This window comes from Aliikangiella coralliicola (assembly GCF_007004725.1).
Lineage (GTDB): Bacteria > Pseudomonadota > Gammaproteobacteria > Enterobacterales > Kangiellaceae > Aliikangiella > Aliikangiella coralliicola.
In genome coordinates this window covers 624,849-648,910 of record NZ_ML660162.1, presented here as the reverse complement: position 1 = coordinate 648,910, position 24,062 = coordinate 624,849, and the positions used below count along the sequence as shown (strand labels likewise).

The following is a 24,062-nucleotide window of genomic DNA, read 5'->3' as shown; positions in this document are numbered from 1 at the left end:
AGCATCTTGATAATTAACAAAAAACAACCGATGATAAACACACTAGAACAATATGAGACCTTTGGGCGGAAATTTCAAGTCCACGAGTATCCAAGATGCCAAATTCAAAAGCATTTAACAAAATCGGAATAACCGGTAAGCCAGGCAGTAAGGCCGCTATGGAAACCGTGAGTTTGTTGTGCAATCAATTACTCAAAGCCGGTAAGCGGGTTTTTGTCCCTGAACGAAACCACGAATTTGTCAATGCCAATGATGTCGAGCTTGTCGGCTTTAAGGAATTGGGTAACTTATGCGAGTTGGTCATTGTTGTCGGTGGTGACGGCAGTATGTTGAAAACAGCGCGGGAACTAGTCAACAGTCAGGTTCCTTTATTAGGGATTAATCGCGGTCACTTAGGGTTTCTCACAGATATTCGACCAACAGAGCTGGAAACCCGCGTTCCCCCCATACTTGACGGTGAATATACGCTGGAGAATCGCTTTTTACTCCACGCTGAAGTCTACCGAAAAGATCAAATCATCGGCTCTTCTTGCGCGGTTAATGACGTTGTCCTATATCCTGGTGAAATAGCGCGAATGATTTCATTTGAGCTTTATATGGACAGACAGTTTGTTTACAGTCAGCGCTCAGACGGTCTAATTGTTTCAACCCCAACCGGCTCAACCGCTTATTCATTATCCGGCGGCGGACCTATTATGGCCCCCGAGACAGATTCAGTGGTGCTGGTTCCCATGTGCCCTCATACTCTGACCAGCAGACCAATCACCGTTAACAGGCAACGTATTATTGATCTGGTCATTTCTGAAGCCAACCCTCACAGCCCACAACTCAGCTGCGATGGTCAGGAGATTATTTCCCTGGCGCCGGGCGACCGCATACAAATTAAGCAATATCCGATTGAGATGCGTCTAGTGCATCCATTGGATTATGACTACTTTGAAGTTCTTCGCAGTAAGTTGAATTGGGGCCAAAAGCTTTAACACATCCCTCCCTCTAGCTCCCTCCCAAAGCGAGGAAGGATACACTACCGACCTGTCCGCAAGGAGAGGCGCTCTTGCACTGTGCATAACAATTAGGCAACTGTAACTGTTCAAAATCTGTTAACTACTATAAAATGCAATCAACCACTAATAACTACTTGTACAGATAGATGTTAAGCCGCATTGAAATCCGTAACTTTGCTATCATCCAATGTCTGGATTTGGACTGGTCTTCGGGAATGACAGTTATCACCGGTGAGACAGGTGCCGGTAAGTCCATAGTGATCGATGCACTCGGGCTGACGCTGGGTGAAAGGGCTGATCAAGCAGTCATTTACCCACAGGCTAAGCAAGCAGAGGTCACCGCACTTTTTGATTTGGACGAAAATTCGTACGCTAGTCAGTGGCTGGTTGAGCAGGGGCTCGACGAAGAAGGAGAATGCATATTACGAAGAGTGGTGGTTAGAGAAGGGCGCAGCAAATGTTTTATTAACGGCAGGAGTGTGACTCAATCTCAGCTGAAAAGTCTTGGTAGTTTGCTGATAGATATTCACGGTCAACACGCCCATCAAAGTCTGCTCAAATCAAAAGAACAACTCAATCTACTCGATCGTTATGCGGCCCACCCCGATTTACTGAACGCCGTAAAAAAGAGTGCCCACACGCTTAAACAACTCCAGCAAAGAAAACTCACCCTTGAAGATGAAAAGCAAGCTCGAGATGCAAAACGAGATCTACTCATTTATCAAGTAGAAGAACTCAATGAAGCCAACCCGGAACAAGCGACTTTAGATAGTCTAGAACAGGAACATAAACAAGCAGCAACCAGCCAGGAACGCCTGCAGCTTGTGGAAGAAAGTGCTCAATGGCTGCATGAAAACGACTCATCATCTGCGTTATCAGCAGTGGCTAGAGTTAACGATCAAATCGCACAGCTCAAAACAATGGACGAAGGCGTAGATAATCTAAACGAAATTCTCATTCAGGTGGAAAGCCTGCTTCAGGAGGCTAAAGCAGAACTGAGTGACTATCGCAATAACCTTAATTGCGATCCTGAAAAACTTTATGAACTCGATCAACAACTCGGCCAATTTCACGATCTGGCAAGAAAGCATCATGTCTCGCTCGAACAACTACCCGCTCACTTTAAGTCGTTACAGGAAGAACTTGAACAATTGGAAGCGGATGATAACGAGTTAGATAAAATTGAACTTGAGTATCAAAAAGCGCTCAACGATTATCTGAAAAAATCTGGAAAGCTCACTAAAAGCCGGCAAAAAACAGCCAATAAATTGCAGCGTTTGGTAACAGAAAAAATCCAGGGACTCGCAATGGAAGGTGGGAAACTGGAAATTCAACTGACTTCCACAGAGAATACTCACAGTTCGGTTGGCGTTGACTCTGTAGACTTTCTGGTTTCAGCAAATCCAGGCCAACCACTGCAACCATTGAACAAGGTTGCTTCTGGGGGTGAGCTATCAAGAATCAGTTTGGCTATTTCAGTTATCACCGCCGAGCAACAACTCGTACCGAGTATTATTTTCGATGAAGTGGATGTTGGGATCGGCGGAGGAACCGCTGAAACAGTCGGCAATTTACTCAATCAATTAGCACAAAAGCGCCAGGTTATCTGTGTCACTCACCAGCCACAAGTTGCCGCATGTGGAGATAATCATCTGGTGGCTAGCAAAACAAAGCAATTGAATTCAACGACGACCAAAATGACACTACTTGATGAACAACAACGCATTGATGAAATCGGGCGAATGTTAGGCGGCTTAGTGGTGTCGGAAAAAACTTTGCTACATGCTAAAGAAATGTTGGGCGTTTGATAAATACAGCGTCATAAAACAGGCACAACTCCTTTTGCGCCTGTTTTCAGTTCATCTATGCGAAAATAACTTTCAGTAGATTCGTTTAAATCAATTTTTCAATTATTGAATATTAACGGTGAAGTCTTCGACTTCGCCCCAGGGAAAACTACCGCAAGGTGATGCATAGCTGCCATACCGCATCGCGATTCGAGCTCGAGTAACACCTGTTTCTACAGACATCGGTAAGTTTATTTCTCCATTAATTTGGCTTTTGGAACTCTGAGAAAATACGCTCTCGTCTGTTTCAAATTCGCCATTTTTATTAAAGTCGATCCAAACTTTCCAGTTCTCTCGATAACTTGTAGATCTGAACCCAGGCTTCAAAATCAGCGTATTCGAACCTGCTCTTAAGTCAACAACAGATTGCTCGGTTAAGTCCTGGTATCCACTGGTACTTTTTCCAGAAGAAAAAACTTTGTCGGCCAACTGAACTTCTTGAATCCATTCATAAGACGTATTCCGTCCATTAGCAGCGCAATACGAAACCACACTAGTGTCTTCCTTTACATTGATTAAAATCGTGTGGGTTGTTCTCTGTCCAGCAGAATCGCCAATTCTTGCGTTTATCGTATAAGTTCCGGCTTCAAACTTTCGGGACACCGTTTTGCCATTCCCCATAGGACCAGAACCGTTATAGGTCCACTCAATATTATCGCTAATTTCACCGTCCTCCTGATCACTAGCCTCAGCGGTAAACTCGATGAGATCGCTGGTGAGGAATTCTGCATTATTCGCAGGCGATAAAATATTGACCACCGGTTTCGCATCAGGCACTTCAGTGACAGAAAGCTGAACCGTTGCAGTATTTATTGCTCCCACTGAGTCGGTAGCAGCTGCCGTTATTACATGCTCTCCCAATGATAAACTAGTGATGCTGATTTGAGCGCCGGTTCCGAAGTGACCATCCACATCAGAAGACCAGGAAATACTTGGATCAATATTTCCATCTTCTTCATCTTGCGCACTCGCGTTAAACTGAATATTTTCACCCAGATGATATGTAGAACTCTGAGCAGGGGTACTGATATTCACAGTGGGTGTTGAATTGGCTAACACGCTGAACGAAATAGATTCTGATGTAGACCCCCCCAATGAATCCGTGACAGACGCTCTTACAACGTGATTCGAATTAGCAAAAAATGTTTTGCTAAAACTGGCACCTGTGCCTAAGTCTCCATAATAAGGTGAATGCCAACTAATTTGCGCAGAAAGATCACCGTCTTCAACGTCTGACGCCGTCGCAGAAAAATGAATCGGAACGCCTTCATAAAACGTCTGGCCTGTCGGAGAACTAATATTGACAACCGGCAACTCATTCACAGAACCAGTGTCACTACTGTACTCAATTTCGAGTTGCGCATCACGTTCGATGGAAAGGAATGCATCCCACCAGGAAGCCACTAAATTAAAGCCGATATAATTTGTCGTTCCCATTTTATCTGCAACGAAAGAAGTGACATCAATCTCATACTCCCCAGTAGGGTAGTCAATGCTGGTGACTAACAAGTCTGAATGTTCAAAGTCATCTAGTTCGATTGTACCGTTAGCCGTATATCCATACACTCTCACTTTATCGCCAAAAGTAGAAGTAGAGCTGATCGTTTTTATTTTTAATTTGGCCGAATCGACAGAGATATTTGTGCTATCAGGAATAGAGCCAAGATTGAACTCGAACATTCCTCTAAACTCTGTGTATTTAGTGAAGTCCAGACTACGATAACGACGAATGACGACTTTATCGTTTTCTAAATAGTTATCAAACTCACCATCCATCGTCCAGTTATAGTTTGCTCCACCATCGATGCCGTAAGCAGATACACTTTGATTGAGTGAAAGCGTTTCTGCTTTTATTAAAGTTGAACAAAATAAAGCAGGCAGTAAAAACAGTGAAGATAATTTAGATTTGTTTTTTAACATGTAAAGCTCCTTTTCAGTCCATAAATAAGCAAAAAGTACAGTGTATATTTGCAAATATTTTTAACTGACAAACAAGCAAGTTGTCAGTGGCAATTATGACTGAGTGATTGAGATTGAATTAAAAATTACTACAAGAAAAATAAAATCTGAGGAGCTAGCAACCTCGAAAGGCTGGATTGAAATATCTTTTACCTGACGAATCTAAAGATAAAATGAAAGTTTTAAAGCGGCTGGTTTTAAAAAAATATTTTTTTGGGAAAAAGAAAGAATTCATAAGAAAAACTCCGTTTGAATTCGAGATGGTTTAGACAGAAAAGTCGTGTAGGAAATCACCTCAAACAACGACAGCAATTATACTAAAAAAGTGCCGTTTTGTCCAACAAAAAGTGCCACTAATTCTGTGTTTTTTTTCGACAATTGTCTTCTCTGATTATTCAAAAATAACTTCACACCAAAGCGTTTTCCAACGCGATACTTTCTGCTCAGCGGTTAGTTTTTTTGGTGAAACGACTTGAGGCTCTCCGAGCTCATTTTGACGATCGAGCATCGTGCTATTGATAGCACCTTTAACACTCTGACCTGACTGATAGATCACGGCAACAATACTTTCACAATTGCTACAGCCGATAAAATCGGCTTGCTCATCGCCTTGCTTCAAAACTAATTTTGAGTGGCCACACTTAAGAATAATTTTACCTTTCGGGTCGGAAACATAACTAATATGACGACTTGTACAAAAATCACAGTCACATTGCCTGGGAGAATAATTTGACAGTCGCTCAGGCAAATCAATCGTAAACCCAATAGCACCACATTGACACTTTCCAGAATTCATTAGCTTTCTCCAATTTAAAAACGATAGGTCTGTCTATTGAATACGCTCACAACACATCTGTCAATTCACCATAATCTGGCACGCCATATAACAATCATTAAACCATAGATTCCTTGTAGATATTTTGTTGTTTCACCTCTTAAAGATATACTTAACCAGAGTTCTTACATAAGAACTCTGGTTATTTACTTTTAGTCACTCAAATTTTACCGTTTAAAATAGGGCGTCGTGATTCAATGAGTATTAAGCGAAAAACTAAGCAAGCAGAACAAATGGTTAACTGGAATCTTGTGTTTCCAAATCAGGCCAACCCAAGCGGTAATATGTTTGGTGGTGATGTCTTAGCGATAATGGATACCACCGCAGCGATGGCCGCGAAGCGATTTAGTGAGCACCAAGTTTCAACAGTGACAGTAGAAGCAGTTCATTTCGCCAAGCCAATAATGGTTGGCGACAACATAAAGACAACGGCAAAAGTCGTTGCAGTGGGCTCAACTTCACTGACGGTTAAATCCGATGTTTACCGAGATGATGGCAATGGTGGGTTAATGAAATGTGTGAGCGCTTTTTTAACTTTTGTTGCATTTGACTATCAAAGACAGCCAACGATAGTCCCGTTACTGGAACTACTACCCGAGGACGAAAAAGATCACAAAAAAGCACTTATTATCAGAGAGTCAGCAAAGAAACGGGAGGAAATGCTTAAGCAGCTTTAAAAACAGGCTCACTAATACGGTCGCCGGTAAATTATCGAATTTAGGAAAGACCACCCATCTTATTTGAAATTGACGCGTCTTTAGCCAGTTTCCGCTTCGCGGTGTTATCAAGTATTTCTTGACGACGCTGGTTATCGGCGCCATGCCAGCCGGTTATCTCATCAATATGACGAAAACACCCAACACAAATATCTTCTTCGTCCAGGCAACACTGACTAATACAAGGGGAGGTGATTGGGGTTGCATCCTGGTTATTCATAGCTAGCTTTCTCGTACTCTCTTCTCAAACATCTTTTCACCAAGTTCGACTTGGCGATAAGTCTGGCTGCAAGTTGGTGATCTTTAGTGAGTTATTATATCAAGATTCAGGCAATCTGCTGCCATATTCCGACCGAATAGCAATAATTGCCAATCAATACAACGAAATCAGTTCAAAGTTGAAGGTAACCGCGGCGATGACAATAATTTCGCAAACCGCTTCCAACGTCCAATAGGGCTTTGGTCCGGACCGGCCTCGACCCAATTTTTAACCAGCTCTTTTCCCCAATTATAATTAATCACATAGGCACCATAACTATCAATAAAACGGACTCTCTGCTTTGCTTTTTCCGGGCTCATCAGTGCATACTTTTGCAACATTTCCTGCGCTTTGTCGGCGTCAATTTTTCCGTTTCTATAGGATCTCGCTACTTCATTAATCGCATAGTCCAGCTTTCCGGTTAGCTGCGTGACTTGCGCATATTGATCCGCCAGCTCAGGATTGAGTCCCGCCAGCGGAAAAAGCAGCTTTTTTTCAAACAGTTTTTTCTCATCGCCGGGAAATGCCATATCCACGCCATAGTTAGCGCTTCCTTCGGCAATAAGCGACTGTGGACTAAAAAGAGGGTAAACGGAAAACTCGACCCAACCTCGCTTTTTTACCAAATTAGCTTCCAGCAAGCCATTATAAGTATGGTGTCCCGGATAACCTTCGTGGCAACCCAAATCAACCGCGCGCGATATTTCAATCGGTAACTCGGTGTTAACCTGAATGAGAGAGAAACCATTACCTTTATACCAGTTGTAACCACTCCAGGGCTTATCTTTCACAAACTCCAGCGTAAAGGTTTCATTACCAAGTAACTCAACATAAATTTTGGTTCTCTCTCGGCATGCTTTTATTGCCGCGTCAAACACAGCTTTTAACTTGTCCTCTGGAATAACAAATTGACTGCGAAAAGCATTGATCTTTTCCGCCAAGGGTTTCTCACCTGGCAGAAGTTTATCTAACTCATCGAGGACTTTCTGAAATTCAGACCATTCGTATTGCGGTGGTTGAGTGTCATAAAGTGCCTTACTTTCCTGGTCAAAATTATACTTAACATTGCCAATTAACATTAATGCTCTGGCCGCAAGAGACCCGAGCTGAGTGTTCAGATAAGCAAACCTCAATGGCACAGTATCATTTTTTTTCTGCTCGCGAGTTAAGACGTCTTGTAATGACTTGGCCGCAATGACAATTTTTTTTAAGTCCATTGGCGCTTTTGCCGCCTCTTCGCGCCACTTTTCCGGCCCATAATAAGCGTCAACATAATTGCTATCGTGCTGACCCATGGCTAACACCAACTTGACGTATTGCTCAGCCACTTCGTCAACAACTGCCGAAGAAGCAAAAGTATTTAAATTTAACAGGAATAGGGAAATGACAATCAACTTTATTTTTTTCATTTTATTTCTCTGAATAATTTTCGTGCACGCTATTTTTTTAATAGCGTGCCTCAATTTCAATAGCCCAACTAACTGCGCCAGAAATCGGGGGTAAACAATACTAACAATGTAAAAATTTCCAAACGACCGAACAACATTGAAATCGCCAATACCCACTTAGACAAATCGCTTAAGCTGGAGTAATTGTTAGCAACTTCACCCAGCCCAGGACCCAGATTATTCATACACGCCGCCACAGCAGAAAATGCGGTAACCTGATCGAGCCCATCGGCCATCAAAATTAACATAAAGATAAAAAACAACGCGACATAAGTTGCGAAAAATCCCCACACTGCTTCAATAATACTTTCGGGTAAAGATGAGCTACCAACTCGAATTTTGAAGATTGCACTAGGATGAATCAGCTTTTTAATTTCTCTTGCACCTTGTTTAAACAACAACAAAAACCGGATGACTTTCATCCCACCGCCGGTAGAACCTGCGCACCCACCGATGAAACTGGCAAATATCAATAACACGGGAAGGAACAACGGCCATTGAGAAAAGTTGTCAGTAGAAAAGCCGGTTGTTGTGGCAATTGATACGGTGTGAAATATGGCGTTTCTAAAAGCTTTAGAAAATTCAAAGTTAGCCTGGAAAATTAATACCAATAGCGCAATTAAACTGACTGTGATAATTATAGTGATATAAACTTTAAATTCGGGATCGCGCGTATAAGGCTCAATCGTTAATCCGCGAACAGAAGCAAAGTGTAGTGAAAAATTTACACCGCTGATTAACATAAATATGGTGCAAATCATTTCAATTCTTGAACTGTCGAACCATCCGATACTTTGGTCGTGAGTAGAAAAGCCGCCGATTGCAACGGTAGAAAAACTATGGCTAATTGCATCGAACATCGACATACCTGCGCCCCAATAACTGAGCGCGCAAATAATGGTTAATCCGAGGTAAATAAACCAGAGTGCCTTAGCCGTTCCGGCAATTCTGGGCGTTAATTTTGAGTCTTTGACCGGCCCGGGAGTTTCCGCACGATAAAGCTGCATTCCCCCAATACCAAGCATGGGTAAAATAGCGACCGCGAGTACAATGATCCCCATGCCCCCCAACCATTGGAGCTGTTGTCGATAAAACAAGACAGAATGGGAAAGGTCGTCTAGCCCAACAATTACCGTTGCGCCGGTTGTGGTTAATCCCGAAAAGGATTCAAAAACCACATCAGCTATTCCAAGGTTGTTAATGTCACTTAAGTAAAGCGGTATGGCACCAAATAAACTCAACACCGCCCAAAAAAGCACGACGACCAAAAAACCATCTCTGATCCTCAACTCGCCGCGTAACTTTTTTCGAGGGAGAAAAAGCACCAGGCCGGTTAATAAGCTGATCAGAAAACCGAGAAAAAATGCAAGGCCACCACCATCCTTGTACAACACTGCCACACCCATAGGTGGTATCATGGTGACGCTGAAAATCATCAACAAAATACCGAGGATTCTTATTATTAACTGGCTTTGCATATTTTTATTTGAAGCTTATCTCTTGTTGAACACTTTTTATTGATAAGGAACTGTTGGTTAAAAATCGGCTGTCTTGGCAAATTAGAAAAATGTTAAATCCACCTGGAACAGCTGCTCAACATCACGTACATATTTTTTACCAACCAAAAATAAAATCACATGGTCATTACTCTGAATAACAATATTATGATGAGCAATTATAACCTTATCATCACGCACAATTGCCGCGATTGTGGTCCCTCTGGGAAGTTCGATATCACCAATAGCTCTGCCCACAACCTTGGAAGTTTCTTCGGTACCGTGGGCAACCGCTTCCATCGCTTCAGCCGCTCCACGTCGCAAAGTATACACGTTGGCAACATCACCACGACGAATATGCGTTAGCAAACTACTAGTTGTAGTTTGTTGTGGCGAAATCGCAATATCAACTTCATTACCCTGAAGTAAATCGATATAAGCAGTGCGATTAATGAGCACCATGGTTTTTCGTACACCTAATTTTTTCGCCAGCATCGCCGACATAATATTGGCTTCGTCTTTATTGGTGACGGCAATAAACACGTCCATATGATCAATATTTTCATCGAGCAACAATTCCTGATTACTGGCATCGCCTTGAAGAACAATCGTGTTCTCCAGTCCATCACTGATTGAATGGGCTTTCTTGGGATCAGCTTCCAATAACTTGACGTGATAAGTATCTTCAAGGGATTTCGCTAAGCCCTGGCCGATATTTCCGCCACCGGCAATCATGATTCTTTTATAAGGATTTTCAAGCTTTTGCAGTTCACCCATCACCTGACGAATATGATGACTGGCAGCAATAAAAAAGACTTCATCATCGGCCTCAATAACTGTATCGCCCGTCGGCATAATCGCACGACCGCGACGAAAAATGGCGGCAACGCGGGTTTCGATGTTCGGCATGTGATCTTTTAACGCGGAGAGGGCATTTCCCACCAGTAATCCACCGTAGTAGGCCTTTACCGCCACCAACCTGACTAACCCGTCAGCAAAATCAACGACTTGCAGCGCCCCCGGGTTTTCAACCAATCGTCTGATATATTTAACTACCAGTTGCTCAGGACTAATGACAACATCGACTGGCAAATTTTTCGCGTCGAACAGCTTTTTCTCTTTTAAATATTCTGCACTACGTACGCGCGCTATTTTGGTCGGAGTGTTGAAAATCGAATAGGCAACCTGGCAGGCAATCATATTGGTCTCATCACTGTTGGTTACCGCGATTACCATATCTGCATCCTCAGCGCCTGCTTGACGCAGAATTTGCGGATGAGCGCCATAGCCCACAATGGTTCGGAGGTCGAGGTGGTCCTGTAATGCTCTAAGTTTTTTGGGATTGGTATCAACCAGGGTGATATCGTTATCTTCACCAGCTAAGCTGATTGCAAGGGTTCCACCAACTTGTCCTGCACCTAAGATAATTATTTTCATTGTTTCTCTATGCCTGGATCAGGCTGTTCCTGCTCACTAATTTTGAGACTGTCGCTCATTGGTAAATGATCTTGTCGAGTAATCATCTTTCTTGATAAATCGCTACTGAAATCATTTTATTGCATTCCTTTCAACAGTGAGCTTATTTTAGCCACAAGCGTTAAGATTCACCAACAATCAACAACCTCGTCCCCAAAAAATCAACCAGCCCATTTAATTATTATTTACAACGACTTACCAGTAAACAAGGAATTAGAAGAGTTTTTTAACCAGGCTTTTTCAAACCACACAGGTAAAACCCGTCCATTTGCGCTTCTCCGGGAAAAATCTGATAGCCGAACTCAGCCTCGTTATTCAGTTTTTTCTCTATCTTATTGGGTAGTGAAACAAACTCGACTTCATTTCTCTTGGTAAAAGCAGCAATTTGTGCATCGTTTTCCTGTTTAAACACCGAGCAGGTGGCATAAACCAATATGCCGCCGGGCTTAAGCAATTCCCATGTTTTATCGAGTATTTTTGACTGTATTTCAACTAGTGGCTGAATATCAGTAGTTTTACGGTGTATTTTAATATCCGGGTTACGTCGGATCACACCGCTCGCCGAGCAGGGAACATCCAATAAAATTCGATCGTACAGTTGCCCGTCCCACCAATCTTCGACCTCGGTGACATCGGCACAAATAAGATGACAACTCTGAGCAGGATAAAGTCGCTCAAGGGTTTCTTGAATTTTTTGTGCACGCCTTGGCGACAACTCGACAGCCGTTAACTCAAGATTTGGCTGACGCTGCATAATATGGCCGGTTTTTCCGCCTGGCGCGGCGCACGCGTCCAACGCTCGAAGGTTCTCGTCGAGTTGCAACAATTCAACCGCAAGTTGTGGTGCCGCATCTTGAACGGTAACACCGCCCGATTGAAATAGCGGCAGTGAAAAAACATCAGATGCTTTTTCCAGCACCACAGCATCTGCTGCGACAGGATGGGGAGATGCCTGATAATTATTTTCTGTCAGTTGCGAAAGATAGTCTTTCTGAGAAATAACTTGTGTATTAACACGCAAAATCATTGGCGCATGTTGATTATTTTGCGACAAAATATCTTCGGCGCGAGACGGCCAGTCCTGACGTAATTTTTTAATAATCCAGCCAGGGTGGGAAAATTGAAATTGCAGCGATTTGCTCAAGGAATCTTCGATCTCATCCTTTTCTCGCTGATATCGGCGCAAAACACCGTTTATCACGCCGCTCGCCCATTTCTTTTTAAGTTTTCGAGTTAACTCAACTGACTCAGAAATGGCCGCGTGATCGGGTGTTGATAAATATTTAAGTTGATAAAGACCGGTGACTACCACTAGCAACAAATCGAGATCTTTGTCTTTAAATGGTTTTGCCAACAAATTTTCAGCAATGGTTTTAAGCTGATGATAATAGCGCAAACAGCCATAGAGTATCTGTTTTGCCTGGGCTTTTTGCTGAGGAGATAACTGGTTGGCTGGATGCCTGTCTGAACCAGGAGATTGACTACTGTTTGCCAACAAATCGTTAACAGAACGACCCTCGTGGACTCTGATTAGCCAGCCTAGCGCCACTAAACGCGGATCAGCCACGACTTCCCAGAACCGGACTGTTTTCAAACCATTCTTTACGAGAATTAAGCAGGGCGGCGGCGTCCATCTTCTTACTGCCATCAGGTTGAAGATGTGTCAGTAAAAGTGTTTTCTGGTCACCACACACAACTTCTATGCCGTTTTTTGAAAAACCTGTTACTGTGCCCGGAGTTTGCTCCGTTTCTGGTTTTATTCCAGGTTGCGCTTGCCAAACTCTCAATCGTTTATTATTAACACTTGTGAAACAAACCGGCCAGCCATTAAAGGCTCTGATTCTGCGCTCAATTTGCTCGGCGCCCTCAGACCAGTCAATTTCGGCTTCTTGTTTTGACAACTTATGGGCATAACAGGCGAGAGTATCATCCTGAACTTCTCCATAATTCGAAGCGTCGAATTTCGATGGATTAAAGTCCGTCAAATATTGATTAATTGCCTGACCGCCGAGCACAGCCAACTTATCGTGCAAACTGCTGCCGGTTTCCTTATCTTCAATCGGACAATTCAGTTTTAGCAGCATATTCCCTGTATCCAGTCCCTTATCCATCTGCATAATTGTAATGCCGGATTCATCGTCGCCATGCTCAATCGCTCTTTGAATGGGCGCAGCACCTCGCCAACGGGGCAGTATTGAGCCATGGATATTAACGCATCCATATCGGGGCGTATCTAAAACAGCTTGGGGCAGCAAAAGCCCATACGCCACCACGACCATCAAGTCGGCCTGATAACTTGCCAATTGCTCAACACTGGACTCTTGCTTAAAGTTTAGCGGTTGTTCGACTGGAATATTGTGGCCTAGCGCGAGTTGCTTCACAGGTCCGGCAATTAATTTTTTACCGCGGCCGCTAGGCCTGTCTGGTTGACAATAGACGGCACAAATATCGTGTCCTTGTTCAAGCAAAGCTTTTAGCGCGCTGGCGGCAAAATCCGGCGTACCGGCAAAAATTATTTTTAACGGATGGTTATTCATTTCAGGCGCGGTTTCTAGCCTTATGTTCTTTTTCGAGTTTTTTGCGGATACGCTGGCGTTTTAATGGCGATAAATAATCGACAAATAATTTTCCCTGCGTATGATCGAGTTCGTGCTGAATACACACAGCCAGTAAACCGTCTGCATCGAGCTCAAATGGCTCACCATTCCGGTCCAGTGCTTTAATTGTCACCTCATCGGCTCTTTCAACCTTGGCGTAGATCCCTGGAAATGAAAGGCAACCTTCCTCCATTTCTTCTACACCCCGCAACTCAACAATTTCAGGGTTAATGAATGTTAGCGGATTGTCATTATTTTCAGAAACATCAATGACAAAGAGGGTCTTGTGAATGTCCACCTGAGTAGCGGCCAGGCCAATTCCAGGCGCAGCATACATGGTTTCGAACATGTCATCGATCTGCTTTTGTAAGCTCGCACCAAAATCAGTAACCGGTTTCGCTTTGGTGCGTAAACGAGGGTCTGGATATTCAAGAATTTCTAATGTTGACATAACTCTGTGACGTAAGTTCTAGTAAATTCATAAGTAATACTGCTAAGATAATGATCATACTGGAAAATTTGCTATGAATACACCATTTTAACAAACTAGTCTTTTTAACTGATTTTAGGCTAAAATGGCTTACAGAGAGCAAAAATTAACAATGGGCCCACCTAGATAAGGGAAAGCGCAATGAAAAAACTCACCATTGGCATTTTGTCGACACTGCTCAGCTTATCCGCTTGGTTCAGTAGCGCCGCCGAATTAAAACAAAATCATCCAGAATTTCATATTGTGCAGCCCGGCGACACTTTGTGGGATATCTCCGAAAAATTCCTGGATACTCCCTGGTTATGGCCGGAAATCTGGCATGTTAACAACCAGGTTGATAACCCGCATCTAATTTTTCCAGGGGATATTATCGCTCTGGTTTATGTTGATGGCCAGCCAAGAATTACCAAAACCAATCGTTTGCCAAACGGAACTATTAAGTTAAGACCGAAGGCGAGGGAGCTGTCTGCTGATTCAGCTATCTCCACATTACCACTAGATGCAATCTTACCCTTTCTGACCTCAGCACAAGTTGTCTCCGAGTCTCAAATCGAAGACTCTCCTTATGTAGTGGGTAGCGATAGTGACCGCTTACTAGCGGCTGAAAATAACAAAGTTTACGTTCGAGGGATCCTGGACGAAGCCGCACAAAAATATACCTTCTTTCGCAAAGGCGATCCCTACATCGATCCTGAAACCGGCGAAATGCTAGGTATAGAGGCCATTCATATTGCCGAGGGCTTAAAAGAGGTTTCTGGCGACCCGTCAGTAATGCGGCTGAAAAAGTCGGTACAGGAGTTACGACGCGGTGACAGAGCCTGGCCAACTAATGAAGAACAATTACGACCTGTTTATTTTCCTCATTCACCGAAATCATTCGATGGCGGGCAAATAATTTCTGTTTACGGTGGCGTGCAGCAGATAGGGCAATACGATGTTGTGGTCATTAATCGTGGCGAGAGAGAAATGATGGAAGTTGGCCACGTGCTTTCAATATACAAAAAAGGTGAGACAATTGTCGATGACATTGCGACTAAAAGACGTCAGGAAGATGATTCTGTTAGTGCTCTGACTAAATTTAAGGAGTCAATCACCAATACTAAGCAAGAAGTTAAGTTACCCGACGAGTTAGCGGGCAGGCTCATGATCTTTAGAACTTTTGAAAAGGTTAGCTTAGGTTTAGTGCTAAAAGCAGAAAAAACCATCCACGTTTATGATAAGGTAAAGATGCCGTATTGATAAACACAGGAACAAAAGCAGGGAATGCACTCAGTTAAAAGTTCTGAACAATTAACTCAAAAATCGATAAAAAATCAAAAAACTCAGAAAAGTAGCAATGAAATTGGTTATTTACTCGCGTTAAAAAACCTCAAGGGCGTTGGCATCATCAGCGCCCATAAACTCCTGAATCACTTTCACACAGCACAAGCTATTTTCGATGCCAGTAAGGAGCAGCTGATACAGGCGGGTTTAAAATCATCAGTTGTTAACCAAATACTAAGCTTTAACTTTGACGCCTTAGAAACAGCACTTAGTTGGTCGGACTCGTCAGATCGTCACATCATTCCATTAAATTCAGCCTATTACCCACCCTTACTTGCCGAAACCGCTACGCCACCATTATTACTTTTTGCCCTCGGTAACCCCGAGTTGCTTTTGTCTCCTCAGATTGGGGTGGTGGGATCTCGGCAACCAACGGCTCAAGGTTTGTCGAATACACAGTCTTTTTGCAAAGCGCTCTGTGAACACGGATTAACAATTACTAGCGGCCTTGCGACCGGTATTGACGGAGAGGCACATCGAGCAGCACTTGCAGCCGATGGCCACACCATAGCGGTCATGGGCACTGGACTTAACCGAGTGTACCCGGCGCACCACCGAGAACTTGCCCATCAAATAGCGGAAAGAGGGCTATTAATTTCAGAAAAAATGCCAATGGAACCTTTCGATAGAGGAAGTTTTCCACAACGAAATCGAATTATTGCTGGCTTGTCCCTTGGAACTTTGGTTGTTGAAGCGGCGGAAAAAAGCGGTACCTTAATTACCGCACGATGTTCAGTTGATGAGGGGAGAGATGTGTTTGCAATTCCCGGCTCAATCCATAATTCGCTCGCCAAAGGCTGCCATAAACTGATAAAGCAAGGCGCAAAGCTCGTCGAATCTGTAGAAGATATTATTGAAGATTTACCCTGTATCGCGAAGGGGCAAATCGATCGCTCACAACAGCATAGCAGGGCCGCACTCAGCCAGGAAGATGCAGAATTTCTTAAGTTGATCGATTATGACATAACCAGTCTGGACACTATCGTGGTTCGTAGCCAATTGACAGTGGAAGCTGTGACCAATAAACTACTGTTGTTAGAATTAGAAGGCTGGATTATTAACAGCGCAGGCGGTTATATCCGTCAATAATACCTTTTTGGGGAAAATGAATGAAAGCAGGAGTACTTGATGTACTACTCTATATCTTCGAGAGATTTCAAGACGACGAAATTGTGCCAGTAGAAAGAGCTCAAGAACTGGTGAGTGAACTTGAAGAAGTCGGATTTAAAAGTATTGAAATAGACTCTGCGCTTAGTTGGCTGGATGGTCTGGTTGATACCAGTTCTGATAATTTCGCACCAATTGAGTCTAGTCAACAAAACACTCGCGTTTATCACCCTTACGAACAGCATTTTTTATCCACAGAATGTCGTGGTTTTATGTATTTTCTGGAACAGGTCGGTGTACTCGATCCACATAGCCGGGAAGCCGTCATTGATCGCGTGCTTGCATTAGAATCAAGTAAACCGGTAGATCTCGACCAGTTAAAGTGGGTCGTCATGATGGTTCTATTCAACCTACCGGGGAAGCAGGGTGCTGCAGTGTGGTTGGAAAACATGGATGCCTGTTTCCACTAAAGAAACAATTGCTCTCAAACTCAGATTACTGATACGGCGTTATTCCATTTGATTGGCGCTTAAAACGCTTGTAACTCCATTGATATTGTTCTGGATTTCGTTCAATGATCTTTTCAATTTGCTGATTCATTGCGAGATTGAATGGGTCAATTTCTCTTTTTTCGAACGGAAAGTCAGCTTTCTCAATATTAATTGAAAAACCCTTACCATCTTTTAATCTTATACAGCTGCCGAAAAGCAACTGAGCGCCGGTCTTGCCAATAAATTTATGCAACAACGTCATGGTATAAGCAGGATAACCAAAAAAGGGGGTATAAACTCCGGCACCTTCTCGCGGCGCCTGATCAGGCAGGATCATCATAATTCCGCCTTTTTTTAACGCTCTTAACAACCCCATAATACCTTTAGGATCTGTGGCAAAAGGTTTTCCGCCAAACTTGGTTCTTGCCTTAAACATCACCTCATCCAACAAATCAAACTTCGCCGGGCTATACATGGAAATCGCTGTGTAATTCAATTGCAACCAGTGCCAGAAATATTCCCAGTTACCAATGTGAGGAACGGCTACAATTATTGGTTTCTCTGCCTGCCGGCATTCTTCCAGTATGTTCTGTCCGTTAATTTCGAAGATTTTCGATTCAATCTCTTGCTTGCTTCCCATCCATGCATCAACGACTTCGCCATACATTAACGCACTTTCCGCCACAACCTGACGGGCTAAAGTGCGTCTCTCTCGCTTCTCAAGCGCAGGGAAACAAAGCTTCAGGTTGGTCAACACGGTTTGACTATTTTTGCTGTTAAGCCAATATCCTGCATAGGCAAAAAACCGGCTTAGGCCAGTTACAATCATTCGCGGCAGGCGGTACGAGCACACCAGAACAACTTTCATTATTGCACCCTTAATTCGGGTGCTTGTTCTATCTCGATAAGCCAAAATTCACCGCCTGCTGATGAGTTGCTTTATTTCAGCCAACTCTTTTTGTAATTGCTCAATTTGCGCTCTACTTGCCGGCTCACCGCCTTCCTCAGTCTCACCATGGCTCTCAGCGCGGTACCGCTCGTGCTCGCTACCCATAACTTCCAATACTGTGCCAACCATCATATTCAGGAAAATAAACGCAGTTAAGAAGATAAAGCTCAAATAAAAGATCCAGCTAAATGGATAGACATCCATTGTTTCATACATCACGTCAGTCCAGTCTTCAAAGGTCGCGACTCGGAAAAGCGTCAGCATTGAAATAGAAACATCACCCCATAGCTTTTGATTGATATTTTCAAAAAGAATACTACCAATAGCGGCGTAAATGTAGAAAATAACGAACATTAGCAGCGCTATATATCCCATTCGAGGGATCGCTTTAAGTAATGCGTTAATCAATATTCTTAATTCTGGAATCATTGAAACCAGACGCAAAACCCTGAAAACTCTTAACAATCTAGCTAAGAGCACACCCGAACCACCAGCCGGAATCAGACTACCGATAACAATGGCGGTATCAAAAATATTCCAGCCGCTGGAAAAAAACTTCTTAGCGTTATTGGTCGCTAAATAACGAATAATAATTTCAATCGCAAAAAAAACGGTAATTGCCACATCGGCGATCACTAGCGCCTGAATGTATTCTACAGGCAAATTGTGTGTTTTAGCACCGATTGAAAGAGCAGAAAAAACAATGACCAAAACAACAGATACCTGGAATATCTTGCTTTGGTTAATTTTTTCCAGTTTGGTCAAGAATTGGGTCCACAAAATCGCTAAACTCCGCTTGAAAGTGTTGCTTAAAAAAGAACCGGATAATAATCAAAAAACGGCTGTGAGAAAAGTAGATTGGTATTTTAGTTGCCTTGACAATCAGCAAAAAGCACAATCAGAAGATTGTGCTTTTCTTGAACTTGATGAAAGTTAAGCGATTGCTGACACAGCTCAATTGAAAAGAGCGGAGATATCTATCAATTTGATTAACTAACGGTTAAACGTGATACCACTAAATTTAAACCCGTCTTTATCGCCTTTATGAAGCAAACCGCCTTCAGGATATCCATCCACAGCTTCAAGCACGGTATCAAACTTGTCCAAAGCCTCTACATTTGCGCATAACGCTTCAGCTTTTACTTCGATTTCTGTGGCATTAGCTTCAACATACTCCTCCATTTGGCGCTCCATATTCTCCATTCTAAATTCGAAATCTTTTAACTCCTCCTGGTCACCCGAAAACACCGCAGTCAGCACGCTTCCTGCTATTTTTCCGGCATACTTGGTCGCGGCAACCTCGATCAATTTCTCAAATTCTTCGTCAAATGCATTCTCAAAGGAGGCTTCCAATGCCTGTGTATTCAAGCTTGTCGCACTAATATTTTGCTTTATTTTGTTGCTAATCGCTTCGATTGGCTGAATTAGATCACTGTGAACACCTTGATCATCTCCTACCAGTGCAGTAAGCGCGATAGTTGTCGCTTTGATACCTAGCTCAGCACCTTCCACCGCTATTTCTGCAATTTTTGGCACCATTGCTCTGGCACCAGCTTGCAGTTTTTCACTCGCGCGTTTTTGTTTCGCGGTTAATTTTGCGGCTTCGCCATTGATAAATAGCTTGTCGCCTTTAAATTCTATTGCGTCGCCGCTATTTTTATCAAAAACAACTCTGTCTTCGTCAATATTAATATTAAAATCCGTTGAAAATTCACAAACATTTGAATCCGCATTGGCAATACCGCTCGCCCCCAAAATCATTGCGGTCAATAATATTTTCTTCATTGAAATCCTCCCGTAAACGATGGTCTATAACGCCAGCTATTTCTGCACGCTAACCATTGAGTCGTCTAAAATAGCGATAAAGTCGGGATTTGTGTAGCGAAGGATGTAAGAAACTATTTCAGAGGAGAAGAAGAGAGCGTGTTTCTGAGATAAACACGCTCTTTTATGAGTTTGATTACTGAGCTGGAGCCTGCGATTTGTTTAGCCCGGACAGTTCTTTCACTGCCTCTTCCATACGCTGATAAGAGCCAAGTCCGGCACTATTAAGTTTATAGCGTTTATTAACCAGGAAAACCGGTGTGCTTGCCACTTTATTCTTGAAAGAATATTGTTTTGCTAGACGCATCTGAGTTTTCAACCAGTAAGATTTTGCCACCTTATCATAAGCATCTGATTCGACGCCCAAAGATAGGAAAAACTCTTTCATGTCGTCTTCCCCTTTAAAAAACTTCTTTTCAACGTGAAGCCGATGAAAAATTTTGCCATGGCTTTTCTCTAACACGCCCAACTTTTCACCAATAAAATAAGCTTTAACGTATATTTTCCATGCTGGGCGTAATTCCACCGGCACAGCTCTAAATTTCAGTCCGGGATTATTTTTTTTCAGATTAGTGGCAAATTGTTCCGCGCCATAACATGCACCACAAGCATAATTAAAAAACTCTTCTACAACCGGCTCTGTCTGGATTTGAGGCCCTACGATCTCATAGTCTTTGCCAGCTTCGAATGAGTTAGCAGCAACATTCCACGAAGCAGAGGCGATAACCGCAACCCCAATCGCGAATAACTTCTTCAGTTTTTTCATAATACCCTCTTGGTCAAAAATCTTATCTTATACTTTAAAACAGCCAGTGGCTTTAATAAGCCGCCCATCGATTGATAAGCAGCTTTTCGAAAAATAACTATTCAACAGTTACTGACTTAGCCAGGTTTCTAGGCTGGTCAACGTCTGTACCACGGATAACCGCAACGTGGTAAGACAACAGTTGCAGCGGCACCGTAAAAATAATAGGTGCAATATAGCTTCCCTTCGCTGAACAGTGAATTAATTTAATACCGCTATTTTCACTAATTTCACAAGCTTCATCGGCAAACACATATAATTGACCGCCGCGAGCGCGAACTTCTTCCATATTTGACTTTAACTTTTCGATTAGTTCATTATTTGGCGCGACCACAACAACCGGCATATCTTGGTCAATAAGCGCCAACGGACCGTGTTTAAGTTCCCCCGCAGCATAGGCTTCAGCGTGGATGTAGGAAATTTCTTTTAGCTTCAACGCACCTTCCATCGCAATCGGGTACTGCTCCCCGCGCCCAAGGAATAAACAATGATCTTTTTCGGTAAACTCTTCAGCAACCTGCTCAATCAATTGATCCATCGTCAACGCTTCGTTAATTTCCGCCGGTAATTGGCGTAGTTGCTCAACAATAGAAGCAATTTCGGCTTCAGTCATGGTTTGTCTGGTTTGTGACATTGCCGTCGCTAACATCAGCAATCCAGTTAACTGCGTGGTAAAGGCTTTGGTTGAAGCCACACCGATTTCTGCACCAGCGCGAGTCATAAATGCCATATCCGACTCACGAACCAACGAAGAGCCAGGAACATTGCATATCGCCAGACTCGCCATAAACCCTTGCTCTTTCGCAATGCGTAAAGCAGCCAATGTATCGGCTGTTTCGCCAGACTGAGAAATGCTGATAAACAATGAATTAGGGACTGCAACCGTTTTTCGATACCGGTACTCGCTGGCAATTTCTACCTGGCAAGGGATACCAACCATCGACTCAATCCAATATTTGGCGACCATGGCGGCATGATAACTGGTTCCACAAGCAACGACCTGTACCGCCTCAGCGTTCGCTAACAATTCAGGCGCTTTATTTCCGAACGATTCCACGATAACGGAATCATTCGCCAGTCTTCCTTCCAATGTGCTGCTGATCGAACTAGGCTGCTCGAAAATCTCTTTCATCATGAAATGACGGAATTGGCCCTTATCGCCCGCGTCGTGTTGAACGCTGGACTCTTCAAACTCTCTTTTAACCTCTTCACCAGATGGTGCAAGGATTTTAACGCTACGACGACTAATTTCCGCAACTTCGCCTTCTTCAAGGAACATAAACTGTCGCGTAACAGGTAATAACGCCAGTTGATCAGAGGCAATAAACATTTCACCGATCCCCTTACCAACCACTAGCGGACTGCCTGAACGAGCAACCACTAACTTATCCGGGCTGTCCAGCTCCATCACAACAGTACCATACGCGCCTTCTAACAATTTAGTCGCTTTAAGCACAGCATCTAACAATGAATCGCTTGATTGGCGCTCCCTTTCGATTAAGTGAGCCATTACTTCGGTATCGGTATCAGAAGCAAAAACATAACCTTGTGATTTCAATTCGCTTCTCAGGTTTTCGTAATTTTCAATAATACCGTTGTGAACAACAGCAATACGCTCATTCGAAAAGTGGGGGTGTGCATTAGATTCAGTTGGCTCTCCATGGGTAGCCCATCGGGTGTGGGCAATACCACTGCTACCATCGACTGGCTCCTCATCAAGTGCTTTTTGTAATTCAGAGACTTTTCCGACTCGTCTGACTCGCGCAATTTGATTGTTAGAAATAACTGCTAATCCAGCAGAATCATAACCTCGATATTCTAATCGCCTAAGCCCTTCAACTAATATTTCGGCTATATCTCTTTGCGCGACTGCGCCGACTATTCCACACATGTAATTGGATCTCCCTCGAATTATTTTTGTTTGGTTGGTCGTTTCCAACCAGTAATATTTTTCTGCTTAACTCTTCTGGTACAAAGAGCATTATCTTCAACATCACTGGTGACGGTCGTGCCCGCGCCAACAGTAACATTTTTGCCAATTCTCACCGGTGCAACAAGTTGTGTGTCAGAGCCGATAAAGGCTCCATCTTCGATTATTGTTTTATGTTTGTTTGCACCATCATAGTTGCAGGTAATAGTTCCCGCACCTATGTTTACCTGTCGGCCAACTTCGCTGTCGCCGATATACGCCAGGTGTCCTGCTTTAGATCCTTCGCCAATAGTTGACTTCTTAATTTCGACAAAGTTGCCAACATGAGAGTCATCACGTAAATGAGTCCCGGGACGAAGTCTGGCGAATGGACCGACGCTACACCCTTGGTCAACCGTGCTATCTTCAATCACACTGTTCGCTTTAATGACGCTGCCCGCACCAATTACACAATCTTTCAGAACTACGTTGGGTCCAATTCGAGCCCCTTCATGTAGGCAGACCCGGCCTTCAATAATACAATTAATATCGATAACCACGTCTGACTCACAAGTCAGGGTACCGCGTAAATCAAACCGAGTGGGGTCAAGAAAAGTCACGCCGCCACCCATCAGTTGCTTAGCCATTTCTAACTGCCATACTCGTTCTAATTCAGCCAATTGGCGTAGCGTGTTAATCCCTTCCACTTCAAACAGCTGCTTAGGTTGCATAGCTGTCACCTGATTACCTTCAGCGACGGCCATAGCGATAATATCAGTGAGATAGTACTCGCCTTGCGCATTATCATTGTTTAGCTGATTGATCCATGTCGTTAACTGATTCGAATTACAGCAAAGAATGCCAGTATTGATTTCATTGATTTTCTTTTGCTCATCGCTAGCATCTTTATGCTCAACAATTCCGGTTACTCGATCATCAGCGTCTCGAGTAATTCGACCATAGCCAGTGGGATCATCCAGAAAACAGGTCATTAACGCGATTCCAGATTTATCTGACTCATGGATAGCGACCAATTCTGACAATGTATCATGGTGAATGAGCGGAACATCGCCATATAAGATTAAAGTCGGTGTATCGGGTTTTAAGCCATCAAGGGCAACCTTAACCGCATGACCGGTTCCAAGCTGTTGTTTTTGTTCAACAAAAGAGAGTTCTACCCGACCACCATCAACTGCTTGTTTAACCGCTTCAGCACCGTGACCGACAACCAGGTGGCAGTGGTTTGCCCCCATAGAGCGACAGCTATCAATAACGTGTTGTACCAGTGATTTACCGGCTATTTGATGCAAAACTTTAGGTAGTCGTGACTTCATTCGGCTACCTTTTCCGGCAGCAAGAATTATGACCTGGATATCCATTCTATTGTATTGATCCGTAGTTATTAGGTAAGAGACCTATTTTACTCACATTGACAGGCAAATAAAACCTCTAAGGCGTTCCGAAAAGTAGGGAAAAGAGCAGGATCTGTCGGGTAAAACAGTTGAGTTGTTTCAAATACCGCTCTGC

The 24,062-nt window shown here is 43.3% G+C and carries 22 protein-coding genes; 7 read left to right on the top strand and 15 right to left on the bottom strand.

Annotation, left to right across the window (positions count from 1 at the left end; translation table 11 throughout):
• The first annotated feature begins 95 nt into the window (after positions 1–95).
• Positions 96–980, top strand: coding sequence for an NAD(+) kinase (locus FLL46_RS08975; protein ID WP_142893146.1), 885 nt, complete (start codon positions 96–98; stop codon positions 978–980).
• A gap of 170 nt (positions 981–1,150) precedes the next feature.
• Positions 1,151–2,812: a DNA repair protein RecN gene (gene recN / locus FLL46_RS08970; protein ID WP_142893145.1), complete on the top strand. Its 1,662-nt coding sequence runs from the start codon at positions 1,151–1,153 to the stop codon at positions 2,810–2,812.
• A gap of 102 nt (positions 2,813–2,914) precedes the next feature.
• On the opposite strand, the gene FLL46_RS08965 is transcribed toward recN, so the two are convergent.
• Both FLL46_RS08965 and FLL46_RS08960 read right to left on the bottom strand, forming a co-directional pair.
• Positions 2,915–4,771 carry a GEVED domain-containing protein gene (locus tag FLL46_RS08965; protein WP_142893144.1) on the bottom strand — a complete coding sequence of 619 codons (1,857 nt, stop codon included), beginning with the start codon at positions 4,769–4,771 and terminating at the stop codon, positions 2,915–2,917.
• 430 nt (positions 4,772–5,201) lie between these two features.
• Positions 5,202–5,606 carry a GFA family protein gene (locus FLL46_RS08960; protein ID WP_142893143.1) on the bottom strand — a complete coding sequence of 135 codons (405 nt, stop codon included), beginning with the start codon at positions 5,604–5,606 and terminating at the stop codon, positions 5,202–5,204.
• A gap of 236 nt (positions 5,607–5,842) precedes the next feature.
• Here FLL46_RS08960 and FLL46_RS08955 point away from each other — a divergent pair, with 236 nt between their 5' ends.
• Positions 5,843–6,322: an acyl-CoA thioesterase gene (locus FLL46_RS08955; protein WP_142893142.1), complete on the top strand. Its 480-nt coding sequence runs from the start codon at positions 5,843–5,845 to the stop codon at positions 6,320–6,322.
• A gap of 40 nt (positions 6,323–6,362) precedes the next feature.
• Here the strand turns inward: FLL46_RS08955 and FLL46_RS08950 are convergent, their stop codons facing one another.
• The 7 genes from FLL46_RS08950 to def form a co-directional block, all read right to left on the bottom strand.
• Positions 6,363–6,581 (bottom strand): DUF1289 domain-containing protein, encoded by a 219-nt coding sequence (locus tag FLL46_RS08950; RefSeq protein ID WP_142893141.1) that lies wholly within the window; start codon positions 6,579–6,581, stop codon positions 6,363–6,365.
• A gap of 167 nt (positions 6,582–6,748) precedes the next feature.
• The gene (locus FLL46_RS08945; RefSeq protein WP_142893140.1) at positions 6,749–8,029 is read right to left on the bottom strand and encodes a hypothetical protein; all 1,281 of its coding nucleotides are present in this window, start codon (positions 8,027–8,029) and stop codon (positions 6,749–6,751) included.
• Positions 8,030–8,097: 68 nt separating this feature from the next.
• Entirely contained in the window at positions 8,098–9,546 is a 1,449-nt protein-coding gene (locus FLL46_RS08940) for a TrkH family potassium uptake protein (RefSeq protein WP_142893139.1), read from the bottom strand.
• An 81-nt stretch (positions 9,547–9,627) separates the two neighbouring features.
• Complete coding sequence (gene trkA / locus FLL46_RS08935; protein WP_142893138.1) at positions 9,628–11,001, bottom strand: Trk system potassium transporter TrkA; 1,374 nt, start codon at positions 10,999–11,001, stop codon at positions 9,628–9,630.
• Between the two features lie 265 nt (positions 11,002–11,266).
• Complete coding sequence (gene rsmB, locus FLL46_RS08930; RefSeq protein ID WP_168204100.1) at positions 11,267–12,634, bottom strand: 16S rRNA (cytosine(967)-C(5))-methyltransferase RsmB; 1,368 nt, start codon at positions 12,632–12,634, stop codon at positions 11,267–11,269.
• Positions 12,600–13,577, bottom strand: a complete 978-nt coding sequence (fmt, locus tag FLL46_RS08925) for a methionyl-tRNA formyltransferase (protein WP_142893136.1) — start codon at positions 13,575–13,577, stop codon at positions 12,600–12,602. Before fmt ends, rsmB begins: the two co-directional genes overlap by 35 nt.
• 1 nt (position 13,578) lies before the next feature.
• Complete coding sequence (def, locus tag FLL46_RS08920; protein ID WP_142893135.1) at positions 13,579–14,088, bottom strand: peptide deformylase; 510 nt, start codon at positions 14,086–14,088, stop codon at positions 13,579–13,581.
• A gap of 180 nt (positions 14,089–14,268) precedes the next feature.
• Here def and FLL46_RS08915 point away from each other — a divergent pair, with 180 nt between their 5' ends.
• Genes FLL46_RS08915 through FLL46_RS08905 form a run of 3 tightly spaced genes read left to right on the top strand, consistent with a single transcriptional unit; the run spans position 14,269 to position 17,027 of the window.
• Complete coding sequence (locus tag FLL46_RS08915) at positions 14,269–15,366, top strand: LysM peptidoglycan-binding domain-containing protein (protein ID WP_142893134.1); 1,098 nt, start codon at positions 14,269–14,271, stop codon at positions 15,364–15,366.
• A 24-nt stretch (positions 15,367–15,390) separates the two neighbouring features.
• The gene (gene dprA / locus FLL46_RS08910) at positions 15,391–16,539 is read left to right on the top strand and encodes a DNA-processing protein DprA (RefSeq protein WP_142893133.1); all 1,149 of its coding nucleotides are present in this window, start codon (positions 15,391–15,393) and stop codon (positions 16,537–16,539) included.
• Between the two features lie 20 nt (positions 16,540–16,559).
• Positions 16,560–17,027 carry a Smg family protein gene (locus tag FLL46_RS08905; RefSeq protein ID WP_142893132.1) on the top strand — a complete coding sequence of 156 codons (468 nt, stop codon included), beginning with the start codon at positions 16,560–16,562 and terminating at the stop codon, positions 17,025–17,027.
• Positions 17,028–17,052: 25 nt separating this feature from the next.
• Here the strand turns inward: FLL46_RS08905 and FLL46_RS08900 are convergent, their stop codons facing one another.
• Together FLL46_RS08900 and FLL46_RS08895 are read right to left on the bottom strand one after the other, a co-directional pair.
• Positions 17,053–17,916, bottom strand: a complete 864-nt coding sequence (locus FLL46_RS08900) for a lysophospholipid acyltransferase family protein (RefSeq protein WP_142893131.1) — start codon at positions 17,914–17,916, stop codon at positions 17,053–17,055.
• Positions 17,917–17,964: 48 nt separating this feature from the next.
• Positions 17,965–18,708: an ion transporter gene (locus tag FLL46_RS08895; RefSeq protein WP_246119287.1), complete on the bottom strand. Its 744-nt coding sequence runs from the start codon at positions 18,706–18,708 to the stop codon at positions 17,965–17,967.
• Here FLL46_RS08895 and FLL46_RS26930 point away from each other — a divergent pair.
• Complete coding sequence (locus tag FLL46_RS26930; protein ID WP_168204070.1) at positions 18,701–18,934, top strand: hypothetical protein; 234 nt, start codon at positions 18,701–18,703, stop codon at positions 18,932–18,934. The two genes, FLL46_RS08895 and FLL46_RS26930, sit on opposite strands and share 8 nt — an antisense overlap.
• A gap of 56 nt (positions 18,935–18,990) precedes the next feature.
• Here the strand turns inward: FLL46_RS26930 and FLL46_RS08890 are convergent, their stop codons facing one another.
• The 4 genes from FLL46_RS08890 to glmU form a co-directional block, all read right to left on the bottom strand.
• Positions 18,991–19,782 carry a DUF2884 family protein gene (locus tag FLL46_RS08890; RefSeq protein WP_142893130.1) on the bottom strand — a complete coding sequence of 264 codons (792 nt, stop codon included), beginning with the start codon at positions 19,780–19,782 and terminating at the stop codon, positions 18,991–18,993.
• Between the two features lie 175 nt (positions 19,783–19,957).
• Entirely contained in the window at positions 19,958–20,587 is a 630-nt protein-coding gene (locus FLL46_RS08885; RefSeq protein WP_142893129.1) for a thiol:disulfide interchange protein DsbA/DsbL, read from the bottom strand.
• Between the two features lie 97 nt (positions 20,588–20,684).
• Positions 20,685–22,517, bottom strand: coding sequence for a glutamine--fructose-6-phosphate transaminase (isomerizing) (gene glmS / locus FLL46_RS08880; protein WP_142893128.1), 1,833 nt, complete (start codon positions 22,515–22,517; stop codon positions 20,685–20,687).
• 20 nt (positions 22,518–22,537) lie between these two features.
• Positions 22,538–23,914 (bottom strand): bifunctional UDP-N-acetylglucosamine diphosphorylase/glucosamine-1-phosphate N-acetyltransferase GlmU, encoded by a 1,377-nt coding sequence (gene glmU, locus FLL46_RS08875; protein ID WP_142893127.1) that lies wholly within the window; start codon positions 23,912–23,914, stop codon positions 22,538–22,540.
• Positions 23,915–24,062 lie beyond the last annotated feature (148 nt).

Excerpts from the sequence above, each read along its gene's own strand:
- FLL46_RS08915 (WP_142893134.1), top strand. The coding sequence starts at position 14,269 with ATGAAAAAACTCACCATTGGCATTTTGTCGACACTGCTCAGCTTATCC.
- FLL46_RS08950 (WP_142893141.1), bottom strand. The coding sequence starts at position 6,581 with ATGAATAACCAGGATGCAACCCCAATCACCTCCCCTTGTATTAGTCAG.
- FLL46_RS08955 (WP_142893142.1), top strand. The coding sequence starts at position 5,843 with ATGAGTATTAAGCGAAAAACTAAGCAAGCAGAACAAATGGTTAACTGG.
- trkA (WP_142893138.1), bottom strand. The coding sequence starts at position 11,001 with ATGAAAATAATTATCTTAGGTGCAGGACAAGTTGGTGGAACCCTTGCA.
- glmS (WP_142893128.1), bottom strand. The coding sequence starts at position 22,517 with ATGTGTGGAATAGTCGGCGCAGTCGCGCAAAGAGATATAGCCGAAATA.
- FLL46_RS08940 (WP_142893139.1), bottom strand. The coding sequence starts at position 9,546 with ATGCAAAGCCAGTTAATAATAAGAATCCTCGGTATTTTGTTGATGATT.
- FLL46_RS26930 (WP_168204070.1), top strand. The coding sequence starts at position 18,701 with ATGACCAAAACAACAGATACCTGGAATATCTTGCTTTGGTTAATTTTT.
- FLL46_RS08905 (WP_142893132.1), top strand. The coding sequence starts at position 16,560 with ATGAAAGCAGGAGTACTTGATGTACTACTCTATATCTTCGAGAGATTT.
- FLL46_RS08960 (WP_142893143.1), bottom strand. The coding sequence starts at position 5,606 with ATGAATTCTGGAAAGTGTCAATGTGGTGCTATTGGGTTTACGATTGAT.
- FLL46_RS08900 (WP_142893131.1), bottom strand. The coding sequence starts at position 17,916 with ATGAAAGTTGTTCTGGTGTGCTCGTACCGCCTGCCGCGAATGATTGTA.
- dprA (WP_142893133.1), top strand. The coding sequence starts at position 15,391 with ATGCACTCAGTTAAAAGTTCTGAACAATTAACTCAAAAATCGATAAAA.
- fmt (WP_142893136.1), bottom strand. The coding sequence starts at position 13,577 with ATGAATAACCATCCGTTAAAAATAATTTTTGCCGGTACGCCGGATTTT.
- FLL46_RS08890 (WP_142893130.1), bottom strand. The coding sequence starts at position 19,782 with ATGAAGAAAATATTATTGACCGCAATGATTTTGGGGGCGAGCGGTATT.
- FLL46_RS08965 (WP_142893144.1), bottom strand. The coding sequence starts at position 4,771 with ATGTTAAAAAACAAATCTAAATTATCTTCACTGTTTTTACTGCCTGCT.
- FLL46_RS08945 (WP_142893140.1), bottom strand. The coding sequence starts at position 8,029 with ATGAAAAAAATAAAGTTGATTGTCATTTCCCTATTCCTGTTAAATTTA.
- def (WP_142893135.1), bottom strand. The coding sequence starts at position 14,088 with ATGTCAACATTAGAAATTCTTGAATATCCAGACCCTCGTTTACGCACC.
- glmU (WP_142893127.1), bottom strand. The coding sequence starts at position 23,914 with ATGGATATCCAGGTCATAATTCTTGCTGCCGGAAAAGGTAGCCGAATG.
- recN (WP_142893145.1), top strand. The coding sequence starts at position 1,151 with ATGTTAAGCCGCATTGAAATCCGTAACTTTGCTATCATCCAATGTCTG.
- FLL46_RS08975 (WP_142893146.1), top strand. The coding sequence starts at position 96 with ATGCCAAATTCAAAAGCATTTAACAAAATCGGAATAACCGGTAAGCCA.
- FLL46_RS08885 (WP_142893129.1), bottom strand. The coding sequence starts at position 20,587 with ATGAAAAAACTGAAGAAGTTATTCGCGATTGGGGTTGCGGTTATCGCC.